Source organism: Martinezella sp. CNPSo 3957 (assembly GCF_057784395.1).
This window is the reverse complement of record NZ_JBXSOU010000009.1, coordinates 37468-55304: the sequence shown is the minus strand read 5'-3', so window position 1 is coordinate 55304 and position 17837 is coordinate 37468. Positions and strand designations below refer to the sequence as shown.

The following is a 17837-nucleotide window of genomic DNA, read 5'->3' as shown; positions in this document are numbered from 1 at the left end:
AAAGGCCACGGCTTCCAATTAAGATGGCGTGCCTATACATGAAGGCAGCGGCGATAACAAGGGGCGAAACGCCGAGTCCCTTGCTGATATGGGGATTGGAGACGACTTGTCAGAAACTGGCCAGGCTGAGGAAAAGAAAAACCGTTCAATCCGTCCTCTCGGACGACTGGCACCATACCTCAGGCGATATCGAGGCATGGTGGCCGGGGCAATCATATCGCTCGTCATCGCTGCCGTTACCTCGCTTGCTTTGCCAGTCGCCGTCCGCCGCATGATCGATCACGGCTTCGATCAAGCCGACCGCGGTCTGATCGATAGTTATTTCGTAGCGATCATGATCATGGCGCTGCTGCTCGCCGCTGCGAGCGCGCTGCGTTATTACTTCGTCATCTCCATCGGCGAGCGCATCGTCTCCGACATGCGCCGCGAGGTCTTTGACCACGTGACGCGGCTGTCGCCCTCCTTCTTCGATGTCAATCAATCGGGCGAGATCGTCTCGCGACTGACCGCCGATACCACGCAGATCAAGTCCGCAGTCGGCGCCACGGCCTCCGTCGCGCTGCGCAACCTGATCCTCTGTCTTGGCGCCGTGATCATGATGATCGTCACCAGCCCGAAGCTCTCGAGTATCGTGCTGATCGCCATTCCGATCATCGTGCTGCCGCTGGTCAGTTTCGGCCGCTCCGTGCGCAAGCGCTCGCGGGCCGCACAGGAAACGCTGGCACAGGCATCCGCCTATGCCAACGAGACCATCGCGGCCAACCGCACCATCCAGGCCTATAATGGCGAGAACGCCGCCGCTCAGCGCTATGGCAGCGCCGTCGAGGATGCCTATCAGGCGGCACGCGCCGCGATCAAATCCCGCTCGCTACTGACGGGCTTCGCCATTGCCATGGTTTTCGGCAGCATCGTCGCCGTCCTCTGGGTCGGTGCGCAGAATGTTCTCGCCGGCACGATGTCGGCCGGCACGCTCGGCCAATTCCTGCTCTATTCCGTCATCGCCGGCTCCTCGCTGGGCTCGCTGTCGGAGGTCTGGGGCGAGCTCTCCCAGGCCGCAGGTGCTGCCGATCGCCTGGGCGAGCTCCTTGCAGAAGTCTCACCCATTGCCGCCCCGGCCAATCCTCTGCCCTTGCCACAGCCGCCACAGGGTCGCGTGGAATTTTCCGACGTCCATTTCTCTTACCCGTCACGACCGAACAGATCGGCGTTGCATGGGCTCTCCTTCTCCGTGAAGCCGGGGGAGACGGTCGCAATCGTCGGCGCGTCCGGTGCGGGCAAGAGCACCATCTTTTCGCTGCTGCTGCGCTTCTACGATCCGCAGAAGGGCCGGGTTGCCCTGGATGGTGTCGATGCGCGCGATGTGCTGCCGGATGCCCTGCGTGAGCGCATCGCCATCGTTCCTCAAGACACCACGATCTTCGCCGCCTCCATCCATGACAATATCGCCTTCGGCCGCCCGGGCGCCTCGCGCGACGAAGTGCGCGCCGCCGCGATTGCCGCGCAGGCGGACGAGTTCATTTCGCGCCTCGAAATAGGCTATGATACGCAGGTCGGTGAGCGCGGCGTCACCCTTTCCGGCGGCCAGCGCCAACGTGTCGCCATCGCCCGCGCCATCTTGAAGAACGCGCCTATCCTGCTGCTCGATGAAGCGACCTCCGCGCTCGATGCCGAAAGCGAGACGCTCGTTCAAAAGGCGCTGGAGGGCTTGATGGAAGCACGCACGACCCTCGTCATCGCCCATCGCCTGGCGACCGTGCTCAAGGCCGACCGCATTCTGGTGCTGGATCAGGGCCGCATCGTCGAGGAAGGTACGCACCAGAGCCTGATCCGCCATGGCGGCATCTACGCCAAGCTCGCGCGCCTGCAATTCGATGCCGGCATCGAGGACCACATGCTCGTCGCGAAATAGCGCGCAAGTCGTCTCAAATACAACCTTGTGGAAATAGTTTCAAAGTTGAGCTAGATTTTCGGCGTTATCCCGCGCTGACGCGATTCTAGGAGACGTGCACCATGTATAAATTTGAAGTCTACAAGGACAAAGCCGGCGAGTTTCGCTTCCGCTTCAAGGCCTCGAACGGCGAAACCATGTTCGGTTCGGAAGGCTATAAGGCGAAGGCCTCGGCCCTGCATGCCATCGAATCGATCAAGGCTCACGTTGGCGGCGCCGTCATCGACGACCAGACCACCGCCACCGCATAATTCTCGCGTCACGCACTCGCTGCAAAGCCATTAACGGCCGGCTGCCCTTTGGGCATGCCGGTCGTTTTGATTTTCTGCGGCGAATTTCAAGAAATCTTTTCGCGAGTGTCGAATTCACTCCGGCCCGCGGCTCATTATGTCGAAGCGGCAGGAAGCCGTTTTGCCAGCGGTGTTGTATATTCCGGCATTCAGCTTTCGGGATACGCCGTCCGGCCATCGTCAAAACTGCAAATGGGAGACCCATCTCATGCAATATGCTTTGATCATCCGTGAATCAGTCGAGGATTTTGGGCGTCGCTCCGATCCGACCTATAAGAACGGCTGGATCGCCTACACGCAGGCGCTTATCCAGGCCGGCATCATGACAGGCGGCGCGGGATTGACGGCGCCGGAGACGGCAACGGTTGTCCGTCGCCAGGGCGAGGACCATGAAGTAAAGGACGGTCCCTTCCCTGACGGTAAGGAGCAGCTTGGCGGCTTCTACCTGATCGATGTGCCGGATCTCGATGCCGCGCTGGAATGGGCACTACGCGTCCCAATCTCCCAGCAAGGTTCGGTCGAGATACGGCCGCGATTGCAGATGTAGCCATCATGGCGTTGGATGCCGGACGCGCCGCCGAGCAAACGGCGCGTCAATCCTACGGCAAGCTGATCGCCTTCCTCGCCGCACGCTTCCGCGACGTGCCGGCGGCCGAGGATGCTTTGTCGGATGCGATCGCGGCAGCGTTGAGTACCTGGCCGGAACGCGGCATCCCCGACAATCCGGAAGCCTGGCTGCTGGTTGCAGCCAAGCGTAACCTCCTTCGCCGTGTCAGGCACGAGAACGTCAGGGCCGGAGCGCGCGACAGGATCATGATGGCCTTCGAAGAAGCGGAGGAACGCATGAATGCCGACAATTCCACCTTTCCGGATGAGCGCCTGAAGCTCCTCTTCGTCTGCGCCCATCCGGCTCTGGATCGCTCAGCTCACACCCCGCTGATGCTGCAATCCGTGCTGGCCATCGATGCCGCAACCATAGCCAAAGCCTTCCTCGTTTCGCCGCAAGCCATGAGCCAGCGGCTGGTACGGGCAAAAATCAAGATCCGCGACGCACATATTCCCTTCATCGTTCCGGAGCGGTCCGCACTGCCAGACCGATTGGAAAGCGTGCTCTCGGCGATATATGCCGCCTATGGCCTCGGCTGGGACGGTGTCGACGGAGAGATCGGCAAGCAAAGATCTTTAGCGGACGAGGCCATCTGGCTCGGCCGCACGCTGCTTGCGACCCTGCCCGGGGAACCGGAAGCCGCCGGCTTGTTGTCGCTGATGCTCTACAGCCAATCCCGTCATAAAGCGCGGCGCGACGCGAATGGACGGTATGTCCCTCTCGACGAGCAGGACATGGCCCTTTGGGACGTCGAAATGATCGCGGAGGCCGATAATCTATTACGAAAGGCTGGCACATTCGGGCGTTTCGGTCCGTTCCAGTGCCAGGCCGCGATCCAGTCCGTGCATGCCGACCGGCGACGCTCGGGCATCACTGACTGGACGGCCCTTGCCAAGCTTTATCAGGCGCTCGTTATGATGAAACCGACCGTCGGCGCCCGCGTCAGCTATGCCGCGGTGACGGGCAAAGTGGAAGGTCCTGCTGCGGGGTTGGCTCTCCTTGACCGGATAGCCGAGCGCGAAATCGTCAACTATCAGCCCTATTGGGCCGTGCGCGCCCACCTGCTGACCGAAGCCGGAGATGAGGAAAGCGCTTCCCACGCATACCGCACCGCGATCGGCCTCAGTGACAGCGAAGCCGTGCGGCAATTCCTGCAGGCACGCCTCGATAGTATCGCATCGCCGGAGCGATGACCGATTACTTCTCCGTCAGCTTCAGCTCGATGCGGCGGTTGGTGGCGCGAGCATCCGGCGTATCGCCCGGTGCAATCGGCTGGAATTCGCCGAAGCCGGCGGCGACGAGCCTATCGGCGGGCACACCCTGCGAAATCAGAAACTTGACGACTGCGATAGCGCGCGCCGATGACAGCGCCCAGTTGTCCGGATAGCGGCCATTGCCCGAAAGCGGCACATTGTCGGTGTGGCCATCGACGCGCAGCACCCAATTGATCTCGGGCGGAATTTCCTTGGAAAGATCGATGAGAGCTGCGGCAAGCTTGGTCATCTCCGCCTGGCCCGCCGGATTGAGATCGGCAGCGCCGGACGGGAAAAGCACCTCGGACTGGAACACGAAGCGGTCGCCGACGATGCGGATATTATCCCGATCCGAAAGGATTTCGCGCAGGCGGCCGAAGAAGTCGGAACGATAGCGGTTCAGCTCCTGCACGCGCTGCGCCAGCGCCACATTCAGCCGCCGGCCGAGATCGGCAATCTTCACCTGCGATGACTGATCCTTGGCTTCCGATGCCTGAAGGGCAGCTTCGATAGCGGCGATCTGGCTGCGCAGCGCGGCGATCTGCTGATTGAGGAGATCGACCTGGCTCATCGCCCGCGCGCTCACCTGCTTCTGATCGTCAAGCTCCTGCGAAAGCGATCCGGCCCGCTTTTCCGCGGCCTGGCTGCTGCCGGAGCCTGCTGCTAGAAGGTCTTGCAGCCGCGAGCGCTCAGTCTCCGCTGAGGACAGCGATGCCTGAAGATTGGCGACAGCATCCTCCAGGTCCTGTTTGCCGCTTTTTTCCAGCGCCAGCTGCTGCACCAGATCGTTGATGCGGCTGTTGAGGCGATTGAGCACTTCGTCGCGCCCGGAAATTTCGCGGCTGAGAATGAATTGGCCAACGACGAATACCGTCAATAGGAACATGATCGCCATGAGCAGCGTGGACAGCGCATCGACGAAGCCGGGCCAATAGTCGACGCTTCTCTGGTGGCGTCGGTTGCGGGCGAGCGCCATGGCTTACTTGCTCCCGGTCTTCTCGGTATGGCTGATCCGGTCGGCGAGGCGGTCGAGCGTGCGGCGCATCGATTTCGCCTCCTCCTGCTGGGCCTCGATCCAGTCGCGCAGCATCTGCTGCTCATTGCGCATGTTCTTGACCAGGCCCTGAATGCCTTCGGCAAGGTTCGCCATCGCGGTCACCGAGCGTTGACCACCGCCCTCCTCGGCGATCTTGCGCAGATAGTCGGAAAGCGCACGGACATCCTCCGAGGAGGCGCCGGCGGCATTTTCGATGACGGGCGTGATATCGGAACCGACATCCGTGACCGAGGAAAGCCAGTTCTCGAGCTCGGTGTAGAAACGGTTCTGAGCACGGCCGGCCTGGAGATCGAGGAAGCCGAGGATCAGCGAGCCGGAAAGGCCGAGCAGCGAGGAGGAGAAGGCCGTGCCCATACCCACAAGCGGGCCGGAAAGACCTGATTTCAAGGCGCTCAGAATGTCACCTGAGTCGCCGGTGCCCGCGTCGAGGCCCTGGATGACGTCATTGATCGAGCCGATCGTGCCGATCAGACCCCAGAATGTGCCGAGCAGGCCGAGAAAGACGAGGAGGCCGATAAGATAGCGTGAGGTGTCGCGCGATTCGTCGAGGCGCGTGGCGATCGAGTCGAGGATCGAGCGCAGCGTCGCCGTGGAAAGCTGCATCGCACGGCGATTGCCGAGCAGCGCCCGCATCGGCGCCAGCAGCCGCGGGTTGCGACCGACCTTGTCCGCATTGCCGACTGCGCGGAAGTGATTGAACCAGCGAACCTCGGGTCTCAGCATCAGCACATGGTTGAAGACCAGCAGGATGCCGACGACCAGCACACCGACGATCAGGCCGTTGAGGCCGGGATTGTGCAGGAACGCGACCTGGGCCTGACGGAAAAGGATAGCCACGATAAAGCCGACGATGACGAGGAAAAGCACCATCGTCCAGAAAAAGGCCATCGGGCTCGAGAGCTTATAGGCGTAGCTGCCCGACACATTGTCGGTCGATCCCAGATCCGCCAATTTCACATTTTCCATTGCACGCTCCGCCACCGCATTTTCCGCAGGCGGAGACTAGAGCAACATTGTGCCGAATTGAAGAGATGGAAAGCATAAAACAGCCCGCTGGAAACAGACTGTTTTGTCACTCTAAAACGCGAATGGAGAAATGGCTTACTTCGTCGGGACCGGGCGCTTGACGACTTCGGCAAGCGCCTTCTGGATATGCTCGTTGCCGCAAATGATCGATTTCGTTGCGAACATCTCGGTACCGCCATGGAAATCCGATACGAAGCCGCCGGCTTCGCGGATCAGCAGAATGCCGGCTGCGATATCCCAGGAAGACAGGCCGGTTTCCCAGAAGCCGTCGAAGCGGCCCGCTGCCACATAGGCAAGATCGAGCGATGCGGAACCGAGACGACGGACACCGGCAACCTCGCCCATGACATGACGCAGCTCGACGAGGAACTTGCCATGATTGCCGCGGCCGAGATGCGGAACGCCGCAGCCGATGACGCTGTCCGACAGTACGCGGCGCGAAGCCACGCGCAGGCGGCGGTCATTGAGAAATGCGCCACCACCGCGCTCGGTCGTATAGAGTTCGTCGGTGGCCGGATTGAAGATGACGCCGGCAACGATCTCGTCGTTGCGCTCAAGCGCGATCGAGACCGCAAACAGCGGAATGCCGTGCAGGAAATTGGTGGTGCCGTCGAGCGGATCGACGATCCACCGATGGGCGCCATCCGTACCCTTGACCTCTTCGCCTTCTTCACCGAGGAAACCGTAGGTGGGGCGGGCCTTCAACAGCTCGTCGCGGATGATCTTCTGCGCCTTCAGGTCCGCCTGGCTGACGAAATCACCCGGTCCCTTCACCGACACCTGCAGGTTCTGCACTTCGCCGAAATCGCGGCTGAGCGACTTGCCTGCCTTGAGGGCAGCCTGAACCATGACATTGAGAAGAGCAGAACGGGCCATCGGGGTTCCTTGGATAATGCAGAAAGCGCTGACCGGGCCCGAAAGCAGGCACCGACGGAGCAGAAGCGTCAGCGGAAATAAAGATTGGCGGCCTCAAGACCATAAAATCGCGGGAATTTCAAGTGGTGAGGCTGTAGCAGGCGCAAACTGGTATCAGATCAGCTCCGCCGAGGCTCAATCCGACACCTTTATTATCGCGCGCGCCGATATTTGTTGGCTGCGTCGATGGCCGCCTTCTGCTGGTAGTCCTCGATCCCTTGATAGAAATCCTCAAGCTCGGGGTCTTTCAGGCCGGCACGACGCGAAATGACATACCAGGTGGCGGCAGCCACCGGATCCTGCTTCGTGCCGATGGCGTTGATATAAAGATGCGCCAGCTTGTTTTGCGCAACGACGTTGCCGCGATAGGCTGCGACCCGCATCCAGTTGAAGCCGTTTTCGAGATCCTGCGCGCCACCGGTGCCGTTGATCAGCCAGATGCCCATGTCGAGCTGTGCAGTATCGAAGCCGGCATTGGCGGCACGCGACAGCCACTCGCGTGCGCGCGCCTTCTTTTCCGGCGGCAGATCGGGAAGGTTCAGATAGAGCTGCGAAACGGCATACTGCGCGTCGGCAATGCCCTGCTGCGCAGACTTTTCATAATAGGGAAGCGCCATCTGCAGACCCTTCGGGCCTGGATTTTCGGCCGTCAGCATCTGGGCGACATTGAATTCTGCCGAAGGCTGACCCGCATCGGCCGCCTTCTTCATCCATTCATCGGCCTTCTTCTGATCGCGGGGCATTTCGCGGCCCTCCATCAGAATCAACCCGTATTTGAACATCGCCGTGGGATCACCGCCCTCGGCTGCCTTGCTGTACCAGAAGGCGGCGTCCTTCGTATCGCGCTTGACGCCCAGGCCCTGTGCCATCAGTTCCGCGATCAAGGTCTGTGCGGCCGGATCGCCGAGCTGCGCCCGCGGCAATGCTTTCTGAAAAGCGGTCAGGTAATAACCGCGTTGGAAGGCACCATAGGCATCATCCACCTTGCCGGTGAAAGGCTTTTCCGGCGGCAGGTCCGGCAAATTTGCCCCCATGCGCTCGAAAACGCCAACGCCCTGGGATGGCTTGATGTCGCTATCGGCTTTCGGCTCTGCACCCGGCTGAATCTTTTCAGTCTTGAAGGTCCCGGCATCGGCGCCCAAAGGCCGGGTCATGACATTGTCGTTGTGCTGCGGTGCATCCGGCACGCTTGTGTCGTCATCGGATTGCACATTGTCTTCTGGCCGCGGCCCCTTGTCCGCTGGCTGAGAAACGCCAGGCAGCGATGTATTGTCATTGCCGGATTGCGCCCAGGCCAGCAGCGGGAAGGCCGCAAGCCCGGCTGCAAGCACGGCAAGGAAAGATCGATGGCGGAATCGAGGCGCTGACGACATGGACCGCTATCAATCCTCAAACCGTGGCGCTTTTTCGTCCAGAAGCGCATTCACTTCCGCAACGATCGAGGGGGCGGCGGCGGGATCGGCAAAGACCGCCTTATGCAGCGCCACGAACTCGGCGCCGGTAAGCGCCACCTCCAGCGCCGACTTCGGATCGGTGCCGCCCATGACGATGCAGGGAATTTCGATCATCGAAGCCCACCATTCGCCGAGCGCCAGATTTTTCGGATGCGCCTCGGGCTTGATATCGCCATCGAGCTTACCGAAGAAGATATAGTCCGGTCTGAGCTCGCCGACCTGCAATGCGCTGTGCCTGTCGGCCGCGCTGCCGCCGCCGACGATCAGCTTCGGCACGAATTTTTCGACGGCTTCCGTAAGCTCGGTAATATTGCCGGTAATGTGCAGCCCGTCGGCCTTGGCACGGCCCGCCACGCGGCTGTCACCCGCGATAAGCGCTGCCGCACCTGCGGCCTGAATGACCGGCACGAGCTTTTCCGCATGTTTCTGAAAGGTACCGTCATCGAGATCATATTGAGGAATGATCACCGAAGCGACGTCCCCACCCCTCAGGGCATCGGCCACCGCCGTCGCCCGCTGCTCGATATCGGCAATGTCGGGAACGATGAGTACAAGGCGGCAACGATCTTCGGGCACGGTCATGCGAGCTTCCATGGTTTCGGCCTCCATCGTCAGCGATGGCGCACCGGTTCGATAATCGTGAGTAAATCCGTTAGCTCTCTCTGACAAGGGGCAGCGGCCGAAACGGGCAGTTCGCGATGAAGGACATCGGACACGCCACCTCCGCGAGCGGCCATTCGCACAATATATCATGCAGCGCACAATTAACTTGCCGCCCTTTGGTGTTTGACGTAGCTTTCCGCCATGTCGACCATGGATCCTTTCGCAGCCATCGCGGACCCGAACCGGCGTCATCTGCTGGAAGAGTTGCGCCGCGCACCCAAGACGGTCAACGAACTGGCGCAGGGCCTGCCGATCAGCCGCCCGGCCGTTTCGCAGCATCTCAAGGCTTTGCTCGACAGCAACCTCGTTTCCGTCACCAATGAAGGCACGAAGCGCATTTATGCGGTCAACAGCCGCGGTTTCGACAAGCTGAATCTATGGCTGGATCAATTCTGGTCCTGAAACGGCTTTTCCACCTTCATTATACTTGGAATACTTGGAAATTTGCGGAATTTGGTAGCTGATAGCGTCAGCCATGACGGCGCGAAAAGCGGCTCTTCGAGTTAAGCCAGCAATCGAAGCGACATGACCTCCGGATGAGCGAGTGCCGCGACCACAACGAGCCGAGAGTCGCCAACGACGGCATTTGTTGCATAAGATGGGGAAATTGCGCCAACCCCTACCTTCGACACTACGAAGCTGGCGCATCCGTTTTTGACGGAAATGCTCATCGATCCTGGATGGGAATTTGCCTCAAGACCTTTCGATCTGCCTCTCTCGCCCCAAGATCGATGGCTTTTTTGAACTTTGGAACGTTGCCTCAGTGGACCGAGGAACGCAGACGCTGGATTTCGTCCTTGACGCGCAGTTTCCTGCGTTTGATGTCGGCTATTTCCGTATCATTGCTAGAGGGAGATGAGATTGCCGCATGCAGCGCCTCCTCGAGCGCGACATGTTTCTTTTCGAGCGATTCAAGATGTGCTTGAACAGTCATATGACCCTTCCTTCCTCTGAAGAGCCCTGACCATCCATTCGCCAAGGCTCTAGGTGTCAACCTTCTCACTGTGCCATAAGATGGAGCCTTTGTCGAAGGCGAAAACGTGGCCTATAGGCGGCAAATTCGTGAAGAAGGATAACTTCCCGTTATCGTCATTTGGTGATAGGAGCTTGCGGAAATCAGGAGGCGGAACGAATGCGATTCCGCGATATGCTGGGGAAATGAACATGGCCGATCAGGAACAGGCGGAAATCAGGCTGATCGTGGCGCGGCTGCGCCAGGAACACGAGGATTATGATGCCGCAATCAATGCCATGATCGAGACGGGCTGCGATGCCCTTCGTATCCAGCGCATGAAAAAGAAGAAGCTCGTCATCAAGGACAAGCTGACCAAGCTGGAAGACCAGATCATCCCCGACATCATCGCCTGAGGAGCACAACGCAACGATGCTGACCGAAAGACCGCCTGTCGCCATCATCATGGGAAGCCAGTCCGACTGGGAAACCATGAAGAATGCTGCGGACACCCTGGAAGTGCTTGAGATCACTTATGATGCGCGCATCATTTCCGCGCATCGTACGCCGGACAGGCTGGTGAGCTTTGCCAAGGGCGCGAGGGACGAGGGTTTCAAGGTCATTATCGCCGGCGCCGGCGGCGCAGCGCATCTGCCGGGCATGGCGGCGTCCATGACGCCTCTTCCGGTCTTTGGCGTGCCGGTTCAGTCACGCGCGCTCTCCGGTCAGGACAGCCTTCTTTCGATCGTGCAGATGCCGGCCGGCATTCCCGTCGGCACGCTCGCGATCGGCAAGGCCGGCGCGGTCAATGCCGCCCTTCTTGCTGCCGCCGTCCTGGCGCTCGGCGACGAAGAGATTGCCGACCGGCTCGACGAATGGCGCGCGCGCCAGAGCGCCGCCGTTGCCGAATATCCGATGGACGACCTATGAACGCGAAGACGATCGGTATCATCGGCGGCGGCCAGCTCGGCCGCATGCTGGCCATGGCGGCCGCACGCCTGAATTTTCGCACCATCATCCTCGAGCCCCAGGCCGATTGCCCGGCGGCCCATGTTGCCAACGAACAGATCACAGCCGCCTATGACGATGCGGCCGCCCTTGCCGAGCTGGCGAAGCGCTGCGATGTCGTGACCTATGAGTTCGAGAACGTGCCCGTGACCGCCGCTGAGGATCTTGCCTTGCAGGTAACGGTCTATCCGCCGCCCAAGGCGCTTGAAATGGCGCAGGACCGGCTGACCGAAAAGAGCTTCATCAACGGCTGCGGCATTCCGACGGCCCGCTTCCATGCTGTCGGCAGCCAGGACGACCTCGAAAAGGCACTAGCCGATTTCGGCGGCCAAGGCGTGCTGAAGACGCGCCGCCTCGGCTATGACGGCAAGGGCCAGCGCGTCTATCGCTCCGCCGTCGACAGCCCCGAAGGCGGCTACGCGGCCTTGGGCGGCGTTCCGTTGATTCTGGAAAGCTTCGTATCCTTCGAGCGCGAGGTCTCCATCATCGCCGCCCGCGGCAGCGACGGAAAGGTCGCCTGCTACGATCCGGCAGAGAACGTCCATCGCAACGGCATTCTCCACACCTCCACGCTGCCCGCGAGCATTTCGCAAGAGACGGCGAACGCCGCTCGCGATGCTGCGGAAAAGATATTGACGGCGCTCGGCTATGTCGGCGTCATCGGCATCGAGTTCTTCGTGCTTGCCGATGGCAGCCTGATCGCCAATGAAATGGCGCCGCGCGTCCATAATTCCGGCCATTGGACGGAAGCCGCCTGCGTCATCTCGCAATTCGAGCAGCATATCCGCGCCGTCGGCGGCCTGCCGCTCGGAAATCCCAATCGTCATTCGGACTGCGTCATGACGAATCTGATCGGTAACGACATCCTGGCGCTGCCGGATTGGCTGCGCCTTGACGACACGCTAGTGCATCTCTATGGCAAGACCGAAGCCCGGCCGGGCCGCAAGATGGGGCATGTTACACAGCTTCTGCGCTGAGATCAGCGGGAAAAAGCCCTGACATGGTTGACAGCGCACGGCCGACAGGGTATTTGCTCCCCACCCTAAAGAGCGCGCCCTGAGCGCGCTTTTGATTGTTAAAGACCCGGGCGAATGTGACATTCCCCCTCAGAGATCGCGGATCAGAAAAATGAAGATCAAGAATTCGCTCAAGTCGCTCAAGGCGCGCCACCGTGACAACCGTCTCGTCCGCCGTAAGGGCCGTATCTACATCATCAACAAGCTGAACCCGCGCTTCAAGGCTCGCCAAGGCTGATACAGCGCGCGGCTCCGATCCCACGGATCGAGCCTCAGTTTTAGTTGATCGCATCAAATTTGTTTTGATCTTCGACATTGGCGGGCTACTATGCCCGCCATGCGCGTTTTTGTTTTGTCATATCTAGCCCTGTCGATTCTGTTTGCTCTGACTGCCTCTGCACCCCATGCGGCGCCGGCTGATGAACCAAACCCTGTGGAAAAGCAGAATCAGGGCAATTCCTCCGGCACCCTGTCGCCCAAGCAGCAGCTCGACAATCTGTTCACGACGTTGAAGCGGCAGCGCGATCCCGACCAGGCAAGCCTGATTGCGGACCAGATCAATGCCCAGTTCGCCGATTCCGGCAGCGCCACCATCAATCTCCTGATGCAATGGGCCGACAAGGCCATTCAGGACAAGCGCAATGCCGCCGCGATGGATTATCTCGATCAGGTGATCTCGCTGAAGCCCGACTATGTCGAAGGCTGGAACCGACGCGCCACGCTCAATTTTGCGATCGGCGACTATCGCAAGTCGATGGAAGACATCAATCAGGTCCTGCGCATCGAACCGCGCCATTTCGGAGCGCTGGCCGGCATGGCGGCGATGCTGACCGAACGCGGCAACGATACTCTCGCCCTCAAGGCCTGGCAGCGCTTTCTCGAAGTCTATCCTGCGAATCGATCGGCCCAAGAGGAAGCGGACAAGCTCTCGGAAAAGATCGCCGGCAGCCGCACCTGATTTTCCGCCGCGGTTTCCCGGCGGAAATCGCATTTGGAGGGATGAAAAGTCGCCATATCGCGCTAGATTAGCGTCTTAAGATATTTGATCCGCGCCGCAATGATCGATTCTTTCCTCGTCGCCATTGTCTTGCTTCTTATCGCCGCCGCGGGCTTTTCCGCCTACAAGACCCGCGCCATCGAGCAGGCCTATCCCAATATTGGCGAACTTACCGATATTGGCGGCTACCGCCTCAACGCGGTCCATTTGCCGCGCCCGGCAACGGCTGATCTGCCGGCTCTGGTCTTTATCCATGGGGCCAGCGGCAATCTGCGCGACCAGTTCGAGGCCTTTGCAGCACCTTTATCTGGCCGCGCCGAAATGCTGTTCGTCGACCGCCCCGGTCACGGCTATTCCGAACGCGGGCCGGCCGAAAACGCGGTGCCCTCCGGCCAGGCCGATGCGATCGCCAAGCTGATGGACAAGCGCGGCATCAAGAGCGCCATCATCGTCGGTCACTCCTTCGGTGGTGCGATCGCAGCCGCTTTCGGCATGCGGCACCCTGAGAAGACGAAGGGACTACTGTTTCTGGCACCTGCCACCCATCCTTGGCCCGGTGGTATCGACTGGTATTACACGCTTGCCGCCCTGCCCGTTCTTGGCTGGCTTTTTACTCAACTCCTCGTCATTCCTCTCGGCTTGCGCCGGGTCGAGAGCGGCACGCTCAGCATCTTCCGCCCCAACGAACGACCGGCGGATTATATAATGAGAACAGCCCCGGAACTGGTGCTGCGTCCGCAAACCTTTCGCAACAATGCGATCGACGTGGTCAATCTCTTTGCCTATGTCTCGGCCCATGCGCCGCGCTATAGCGAGATCAAGGCGCCCACGGTCATCATCACCGGCGACAGTGACGATATCGTGCTCGAGGAATTGCATTCGCGCGGCCTTGCCCGGGATATCCCTGGCGCCGAACTCGTTACCATCCGCAATCTTGGCCATAAGCCGGATTATGTAACGACGGATGTAGCGATCGCTGCCATGGAACGGCTGGCAGGCCAGCCGCGTGACCTGTATGAACTGGCTGCACAGGCGGAAATCCGTATCGCCAGCCTGACGGAAGGATCCGTTGAAGCTGCCACCGTTTCTCAGGCCATGACGACATCCTGACCAGACGCATCCTCAAAGATGCGGCTTTGCGGCACGGTCTCGACGGTCTGCCGTACCGCCTGCACCATGATAGATGCCAGCCGCTCCGTCGCCGGGCTCCCCTCCGCCTCGGTACGATGCAGCACGAGATCGAGCGTCGGCAAAGCCGGCAAGCCCGCCTCTCCCGGCATCAATTGCCGTACCTTTGGCGGCAGCCCGAGCGGCGTGCGCAGTGTCAGGCCGAGACCTGCCGCCGTTGCAGCCCAAAGGCCCCCGAGACTCGGGCTGACGAAAGATATTCGCCAGCCGATGCCGGCGCGATCGAGCGTCTTCGTGGCGATATTCCGCAGCAAACAAGGCGCCTCAAGCGAGGCGAGCGGCATGGCCTCGCCACCATCGGCGTGCCATTGCATGTCGCCACTGGCCGGGCCGACCCAGCAGAGCGGTACTTCGGCTATGCGATCCGTATAAGCCGTGCGGAAACCATCGCTCCAGGCAAGCGCCAGATCGAGCTTGCCTGACGTCACCCGTTCCACAAGTTCCGCGTTGCGCACGACACGCGCCTCGATACGCACCTTGGGATGTGCACGGGCGAAGCGGCCCAATACGTCCGGCAGCAGCGTCTCGCCGAAATCCTCTTGCAGCCCCAGGCGCACCCAGCCTGCAAGCTCGGTCCCATGGAGCGCCGTGGCCGCCTCGTCGTTGAGGTCCAGCAGCCGCCGTGCATAGCCAAGCATCGTCTCGCCAGCCTCCGTCAACGCCAGTCCTCGGCCCGCCTTGCGAAAGATAGGCGTGCCCGCCTGCTCCTCCAGCTTTTTCAGCTGGGCACTGATGGCCGAGGTCGAACGCCCGAGCCGGTCTGCCGCCTTGGCATAGCTGCCAAGATCCATGCCGGTGACGAAGCTGCGCAGCACATCGAGATCGAAGATGATCTTTCGCACGGATAACCATCCATATTTTTGGGACTATATATCCAGAATTATCTGGTTTTCAGGATGATTATCCACTGGCATTCTATGCTCGTCAAGTGACAGGGAAACAGGAGCAATCGCATGCCATTCACCCGCATCACCCTTCTGCGCGGCAAGTCGCCGGAATATCTCAAGGCACTGTCGGATAATTTCCACCGCGCCCTGGTCGAAGCCTTCGACGTGCCGCCCACCGATCGCTTCCAGTCCATTCATCAGCTGGAGCCGTATGAACTCGTCTTCGATCGCACCTATTTCGCCAGCAAGCCGCGTTCGGACGATTACGTTTTTTTCGACGTCACCATCGGCAAGCCGCGCAGCACCGAGGTCAAGCAAGCCTTCTATCGCCGTGTTGTCGAGCTTCTTGCAGACGCCCCTGGCGTTCGTCCCGAAGACATCATGATCACCATCACCACGGCAACGCGCGAGGATTGGTCCTTCTCCGACGGTCGCGCGCAGATGATCGAACAGGTCTGAGAGCCATGCCTCAGACCACATCGACCCAAACGCCGGCCATACATCGCGCCGGCACGAATATGCGCCCATCGCCCGAGGGCATCGCTACGGCCTCTTTCCTGGTGGAGCCGCTTGTAGAGAACGTTGAAAACAGCGGTCTCACGGCCATGCGCTGTGAACTCGAACCTGGCGTCATGACGCGCTGGCATACGCATCCGCATGGGCAGATCCTCTATGTTCTGTCCGGCGTCGGACTTGCCGAACGCTTCGGCGGCCCGGCCGAGGAACTGCGCGCCGGCGACTGCATCAGCTTCGCACCGAACGAACGCCATCGACACGGTGCGGCACCGGAGAATGCCTTTTCCTATATCAGCATCCAGGCGGCGCAAGATGGAAGCGCCGTGACCTGGCTGGAGGAATGACCGATGATCGCCATGCAATATAACTTCCCCCTACCCGCGGATTACGACATGGCGATCATCGATCGCCGTATCCGTGAAAAAGGTCCCCTGCTCGACAATCTCCCGGGCCTGAAGTTCAAGGCCTACCTAACGGCAAGAAAGGGCGATGTCGTCACGGGGAGCCGGCAGAACCTTTATTCCCCCTTTTATGTCTGGCATGAAGAACAGAGCCTGAGCGACTTCGTCTCTGGCCCAGGCTTCGCGGCCCTGACCGAGAATTTCGGTCGTCCTCAGGTCAATACCTGGATCGCCTGGCACGTCGAGACATCTGCGGATATTCGCAGCGCCAAGTTCGCCACGCGCGAGGTGGTCGCGATCGACGCCGAAACATCGCTTGCCGAACTCCGCGCGAAGGAGATCGAGGCAGCAGCGCAGGCCATATCGAACGGTGAAGCCCTCGCTTCGGTCGCCGCCTTCGAACCGACCCACTGGACGCTGGTACGCTTCCGCCTATTGGCAGAGCCGCCCGAAAATCCGGCTAAATCCGGTCTGCAGACCTATGATGTCGGGTACCTCTCGCTGCCAGGCATCGCCTGAAGTGTCACGGAGACAATCTCCTTGTTTTAAAGGAAAGGCGGGCGCTTTATGGATGGAAAGTCTTTCTGAATCCGAAGAGTGATCCCTCCATGGTCGATATCGCAATGATCGAAGCCGCCCGCACTCGCCTCGGCGGCAGGGCGCGACGCACGCCGCTTCTCTCCTCGCCCTTTCTCGACGAGATCGCCGGGCGCCGCCTCTTCGTGAAGGCCGAGTGCCTGCAGCATTCCGGCTCCTTCAAGTTTCGCGGCGGCTGGTCGGCGGTTTCAGCGCTGGAGCCGTCCGTGCGCGCCAGAGGTGTCATCGCGTTTTCCTCCGGCAACCACGCCCAAGGGGTGGCGCTGGCGGCAAAGCTGCACGGCGTCCCCTCGGTCATCATCATGCCGACGGATGCGCCAAAGCTGAAGATCGCCAATACCCGCGCCTTCGGCGCCGAGGTCGTGCTCTATGATCGTATCAAGGAAGATCGCGACGAGATCGGCGCGCGCATTTCCGGGGAGCGCGGCCTGACGCTCATCAAACCCTTCGACGAACCGCAGGTGATCGCCGGCCAGGGAACAACCGGGCTGGAGATCGCAGAGCAGGCGGCGGAGGAAGGCATCGAGACAGCCAGCGTGCTCGTGCCCTGCGGCGGTGGCGGCCTGACTTCAGGGATCGCTCTGGCGCTCGAATCCCGCGCACCGGGCCTCACGGCACGCCCTTGCGAGCCGGAAAACTTCGATGACACCACCCGCTCGCTGGCCTCAGGCAAGATCGAGCGCAATGTCGCGCTGCAGGGCTCGATTTGCGACGCCATCATCACGCCGCAGCCGGGCAACATCACCTTTCCGATCATGAAACGCCTCTGCGGCCCCGGCCTCGTCGTGACAGACGAGGAAGCGCAGAAGGCCATGGCACTCGCCTTCACTCGGCTGAAGATCGTGGTTGAACCGGGCGGCGCAGTCGCGCTTGCTGCCGCACTCTTCCACGGCAGGCAAATCGAGAGTGATGCGGTGATCGCCGTCACCTCTGGCGGCAATGTCGATCAGGATGTTTTCGAGGCGGCGTTGAGCCGCCACTAGATCCCAGAGCGGTTCAGCTTTTCACGGAAGCTCTGAACCGCTTTATCTCTTTGTTTTTCCCAATTCCAGACGGAAAACC

General features: G+C 60.6%; 22 protein-coding genes. 15 read left to right on the top strand and 7 right to left on the bottom strand.

The features are described 5' to 3' along the window. Window positions 1-88 precede the first annotated feature (88 nt). The 4 genes from AC13QE_RS20665 (at window position 89) to AC13QE_RS20650 (ending at window position 4038) form a co-directional block, all read left to right on the top strand. Window positions 89-1909: an ABC transporter transmembrane domain-containing protein gene (locus tag AC13QE_RS20665; protein WP_488485213.1), complete on the top strand. Its 1821-nt coding sequence runs from the start codon at window positions 89-91 to the stop codon at window positions 1907-1909. A 101-nt stretch (window positions 1910-2010) separates the two neighbouring features. Further along, entirely contained in the window at window positions 2011-2199 is a 189-nt protein-coding gene (locus AC13QE_RS20660; protein ID WP_015341032.1) for a YegP family protein, read from the top strand. Between the two features lie 247 nt (window positions 2200-2446). After that, window positions 2447-2785 (top strand): YciI family protein, encoded by a 339-nt coding sequence (locus tag AC13QE_RS20655; protein WP_488485053.1) that lies wholly within the window; start codon window positions 2447-2449, stop codon window positions 2783-2785. A 5-nt stretch (window positions 2786-2790) separates the two neighbouring features. After that, window positions 2791-4038: an RNA polymerase sigma factor gene (locus AC13QE_RS20650; protein ID WP_488485052.1), complete on the top strand. Its 1248-nt coding sequence runs from the start codon at window positions 2791-2793 to the stop codon at window positions 4036-4038. Between the two features lie 4 nt (window positions 4039-4042). Here AC13QE_RS20650 and AC13QE_RS20645 read toward each other — a convergent pair whose 3' ends face one another. The 5 genes from AC13QE_RS20645 to AC13QE_RS20625 all read right to left on the bottom strand — a co-directional run bounded on the left by AC13QE_RS20645 (window position 4043) and on the right by AC13QE_RS20625 (window position 9132). After that, complete coding sequence (locus AC13QE_RS20645; protein WP_488485051.1) at window positions 4043-5074, bottom strand: peptidoglycan -binding protein; 1032 nt, start codon at window positions 5072-5074, stop codon at window positions 4043-4045. A 3-nt stretch (window positions 5075-5077) separates the two neighbouring features. Continuing rightward, entirely contained in the window at window positions 5078-6121 is a 1044-nt protein-coding gene (locus AC13QE_RS20640) for a hypothetical protein (RefSeq protein WP_041677656.1), read from the bottom strand. 135 nt (window positions 6122-6256) lie between these two features. Continuing rightward, window positions 6257-7057 carry an inositol monophosphatase family protein gene (locus AC13QE_RS20635; protein WP_015341037.1) on the bottom strand — a complete coding sequence of 267 codons (801 nt, stop codon included), beginning with the start codon at window positions 7055-7057 and terminating at the stop codon, window positions 6257-6259. A 191-nt stretch (window positions 7058-7248) separates the two neighbouring features. After that, a complete protein-coding gene (locus AC13QE_RS20630) occupies window positions 7249-8469 on the bottom strand; it encodes a tetratricopeptide repeat protein (protein WP_488485050.1) in 1221 nt (406 codons plus the stop codon). A 9-nt stretch (window positions 8470-8478) separates the two neighbouring features. Continuing rightward, on the bottom strand, window positions 8479-9132 hold the full coding sequence (locus AC13QE_RS20625) for a thiamine phosphate synthase (RefSeq protein ID WP_132717494.1): 654 nt from the start codon (window positions 9130-9132) through the stop codon (window positions 8479-8481). A gap of 222 nt (window positions 9133-9354) precedes the next feature. On the opposite strand from AC13QE_RS20625, the gene AC13QE_RS20620 reads away from it, so the two are divergent. After that, window positions 9355-9615 carry an ArsR/SmtB family transcription factor gene (locus AC13QE_RS20620; RefSeq protein WP_015341040.1) on the top strand — a complete coding sequence of 87 codons (261 nt, stop codon included), beginning with the start codon at window positions 9355-9357 and terminating at the stop codon, window positions 9613-9615. Window positions 9616-9973: 358 nt separating this feature from the next. Here AC13QE_RS20620 and AC13QE_RS20615 read toward each other — a convergent pair whose 3' ends face one another. After that, window positions 9974-10147, bottom strand: a complete 174-nt coding sequence (locus tag AC13QE_RS20615; protein ID WP_015341041.1) for a YdcH family protein — start codon at window positions 10145-10147, stop codon at window positions 9974-9976. 230 nt (window positions 10148-10377) lie between these two features. Here AC13QE_RS20615 and AC13QE_RS20610 point away from each other — a divergent pair, with 230 nt between their 5' ends. The 6 genes from AC13QE_RS20610 to AC13QE_RS20585 all read left to right on the top strand — a co-directional run bounded on the left by AC13QE_RS20610 (window position 10378) and on the right by AC13QE_RS20585 (window position 14296). Beyond that, on the top strand, window positions 10378-10581 hold the full coding sequence (locus AC13QE_RS20610; protein WP_015341042.1) for a YdcH family protein: 204 nt from the start codon (window positions 10378-10380) through the stop codon (window positions 10579-10581). 16 nt (window positions 10582-10597) lie between these two features. Next, entirely contained in the window at window positions 10598-11095 is a 498-nt protein-coding gene (gene purE / locus AC13QE_RS20605; RefSeq protein WP_207899614.1) for a 5-(carboxyamino)imidazole ribonucleotide mutase, read from the top strand. Beyond that, window positions 11092-12150 (top strand): 5-(carboxyamino)imidazole ribonucleotide synthase, encoded by a 1059-nt coding sequence (locus AC13QE_RS20600; RefSeq protein WP_488485049.1) that lies wholly within the window; start codon window positions 11092-11094, stop codon window positions 12148-12150. Before purE ends, AC13QE_RS20600 begins: the two co-directional genes overlap by 4 nt. A gap of 151 nt (window positions 12151-12301) precedes the next feature. Then, window positions 12302-12427, top strand: coding sequence for a type B 50S ribosomal protein L36 (gene ykgO, locus AC13QE_RS20595; protein ID WP_003566454.1), 126 nt, complete (start codon window positions 12302-12304; stop codon window positions 12425-12427). A 90-nt stretch (window positions 12428-12517) separates the two neighbouring features. Next, window positions 12518-13147, top strand: a complete 630-nt coding sequence (locus AC13QE_RS20590; RefSeq protein WP_488485048.1) for a hypothetical protein — start codon at window positions 12518-12520, stop codon at window positions 13145-13147. Between the two features lie 99 nt (window positions 13148-13246). Next, window positions 13247-14296 (top strand): alpha/beta fold hydrolase, encoded by a 1050-nt coding sequence (locus AC13QE_RS20585; RefSeq protein WP_488485047.1) that lies wholly within the window; start codon window positions 13247-13249, stop codon window positions 14294-14296. On the opposite strand, the gene AC13QE_RS20580 is transcribed toward AC13QE_RS20585, so the two are convergent. Further along, window positions 14275-15216, bottom strand: a complete 942-nt coding sequence (locus AC13QE_RS20580) for a LysR substrate-binding domain-containing protein (RefSeq protein ID WP_488485046.1) — start codon at window positions 15214-15216, stop codon at window positions 14275-14277. The genes AC13QE_RS20585 and AC13QE_RS20580 overlap by 22 nt on opposite strands. A gap of 111 nt (window positions 15217-15327) precedes the next feature. Here AC13QE_RS20580 and AC13QE_RS20575 point away from each other — a divergent pair, with 111 nt between their 5' ends. The 4 genes from AC13QE_RS20575 to AC13QE_RS20560 all read left to right on the top strand — a co-directional run bounded on the left by AC13QE_RS20575 (window position 15328) and on the right by AC13QE_RS20560 (window position 17758). Beyond that, entirely contained in the window at window positions 15328-15720 is a 393-nt protein-coding gene (locus tag AC13QE_RS20575) for a tautomerase family protein (protein ID WP_488485045.1), read from the top strand. Between the two features lie 5 nt (window positions 15721-15725). Further along, a complete protein-coding gene (locus tag AC13QE_RS20570; protein WP_488485044.1) occupies window positions 15726-16121 on the top strand; it encodes a cupin domain-containing protein in 396 nt (131 codons plus the stop codon). A gap of 3 nt (window positions 16122-16124) precedes the next feature. Continuing rightward, window positions 16125-16697, top strand: a complete 573-nt coding sequence (locus AC13QE_RS20565; protein ID WP_488485043.1) for a DUF4865 family protein — start codon at window positions 16125-16127, stop codon at window positions 16695-16697. An 89-nt stretch (window positions 16698-16786) separates the two neighbouring features. After that, on the top strand, window positions 16787-17758 hold the full coding sequence (locus AC13QE_RS20560; RefSeq protein WP_488485042.1) for a threonine ammonia-lyase: 972 nt from the start codon (window positions 16787-16789) through the stop codon (window positions 17756-17758). Window positions 17759-17837 lie beyond the last annotated feature (79 nt).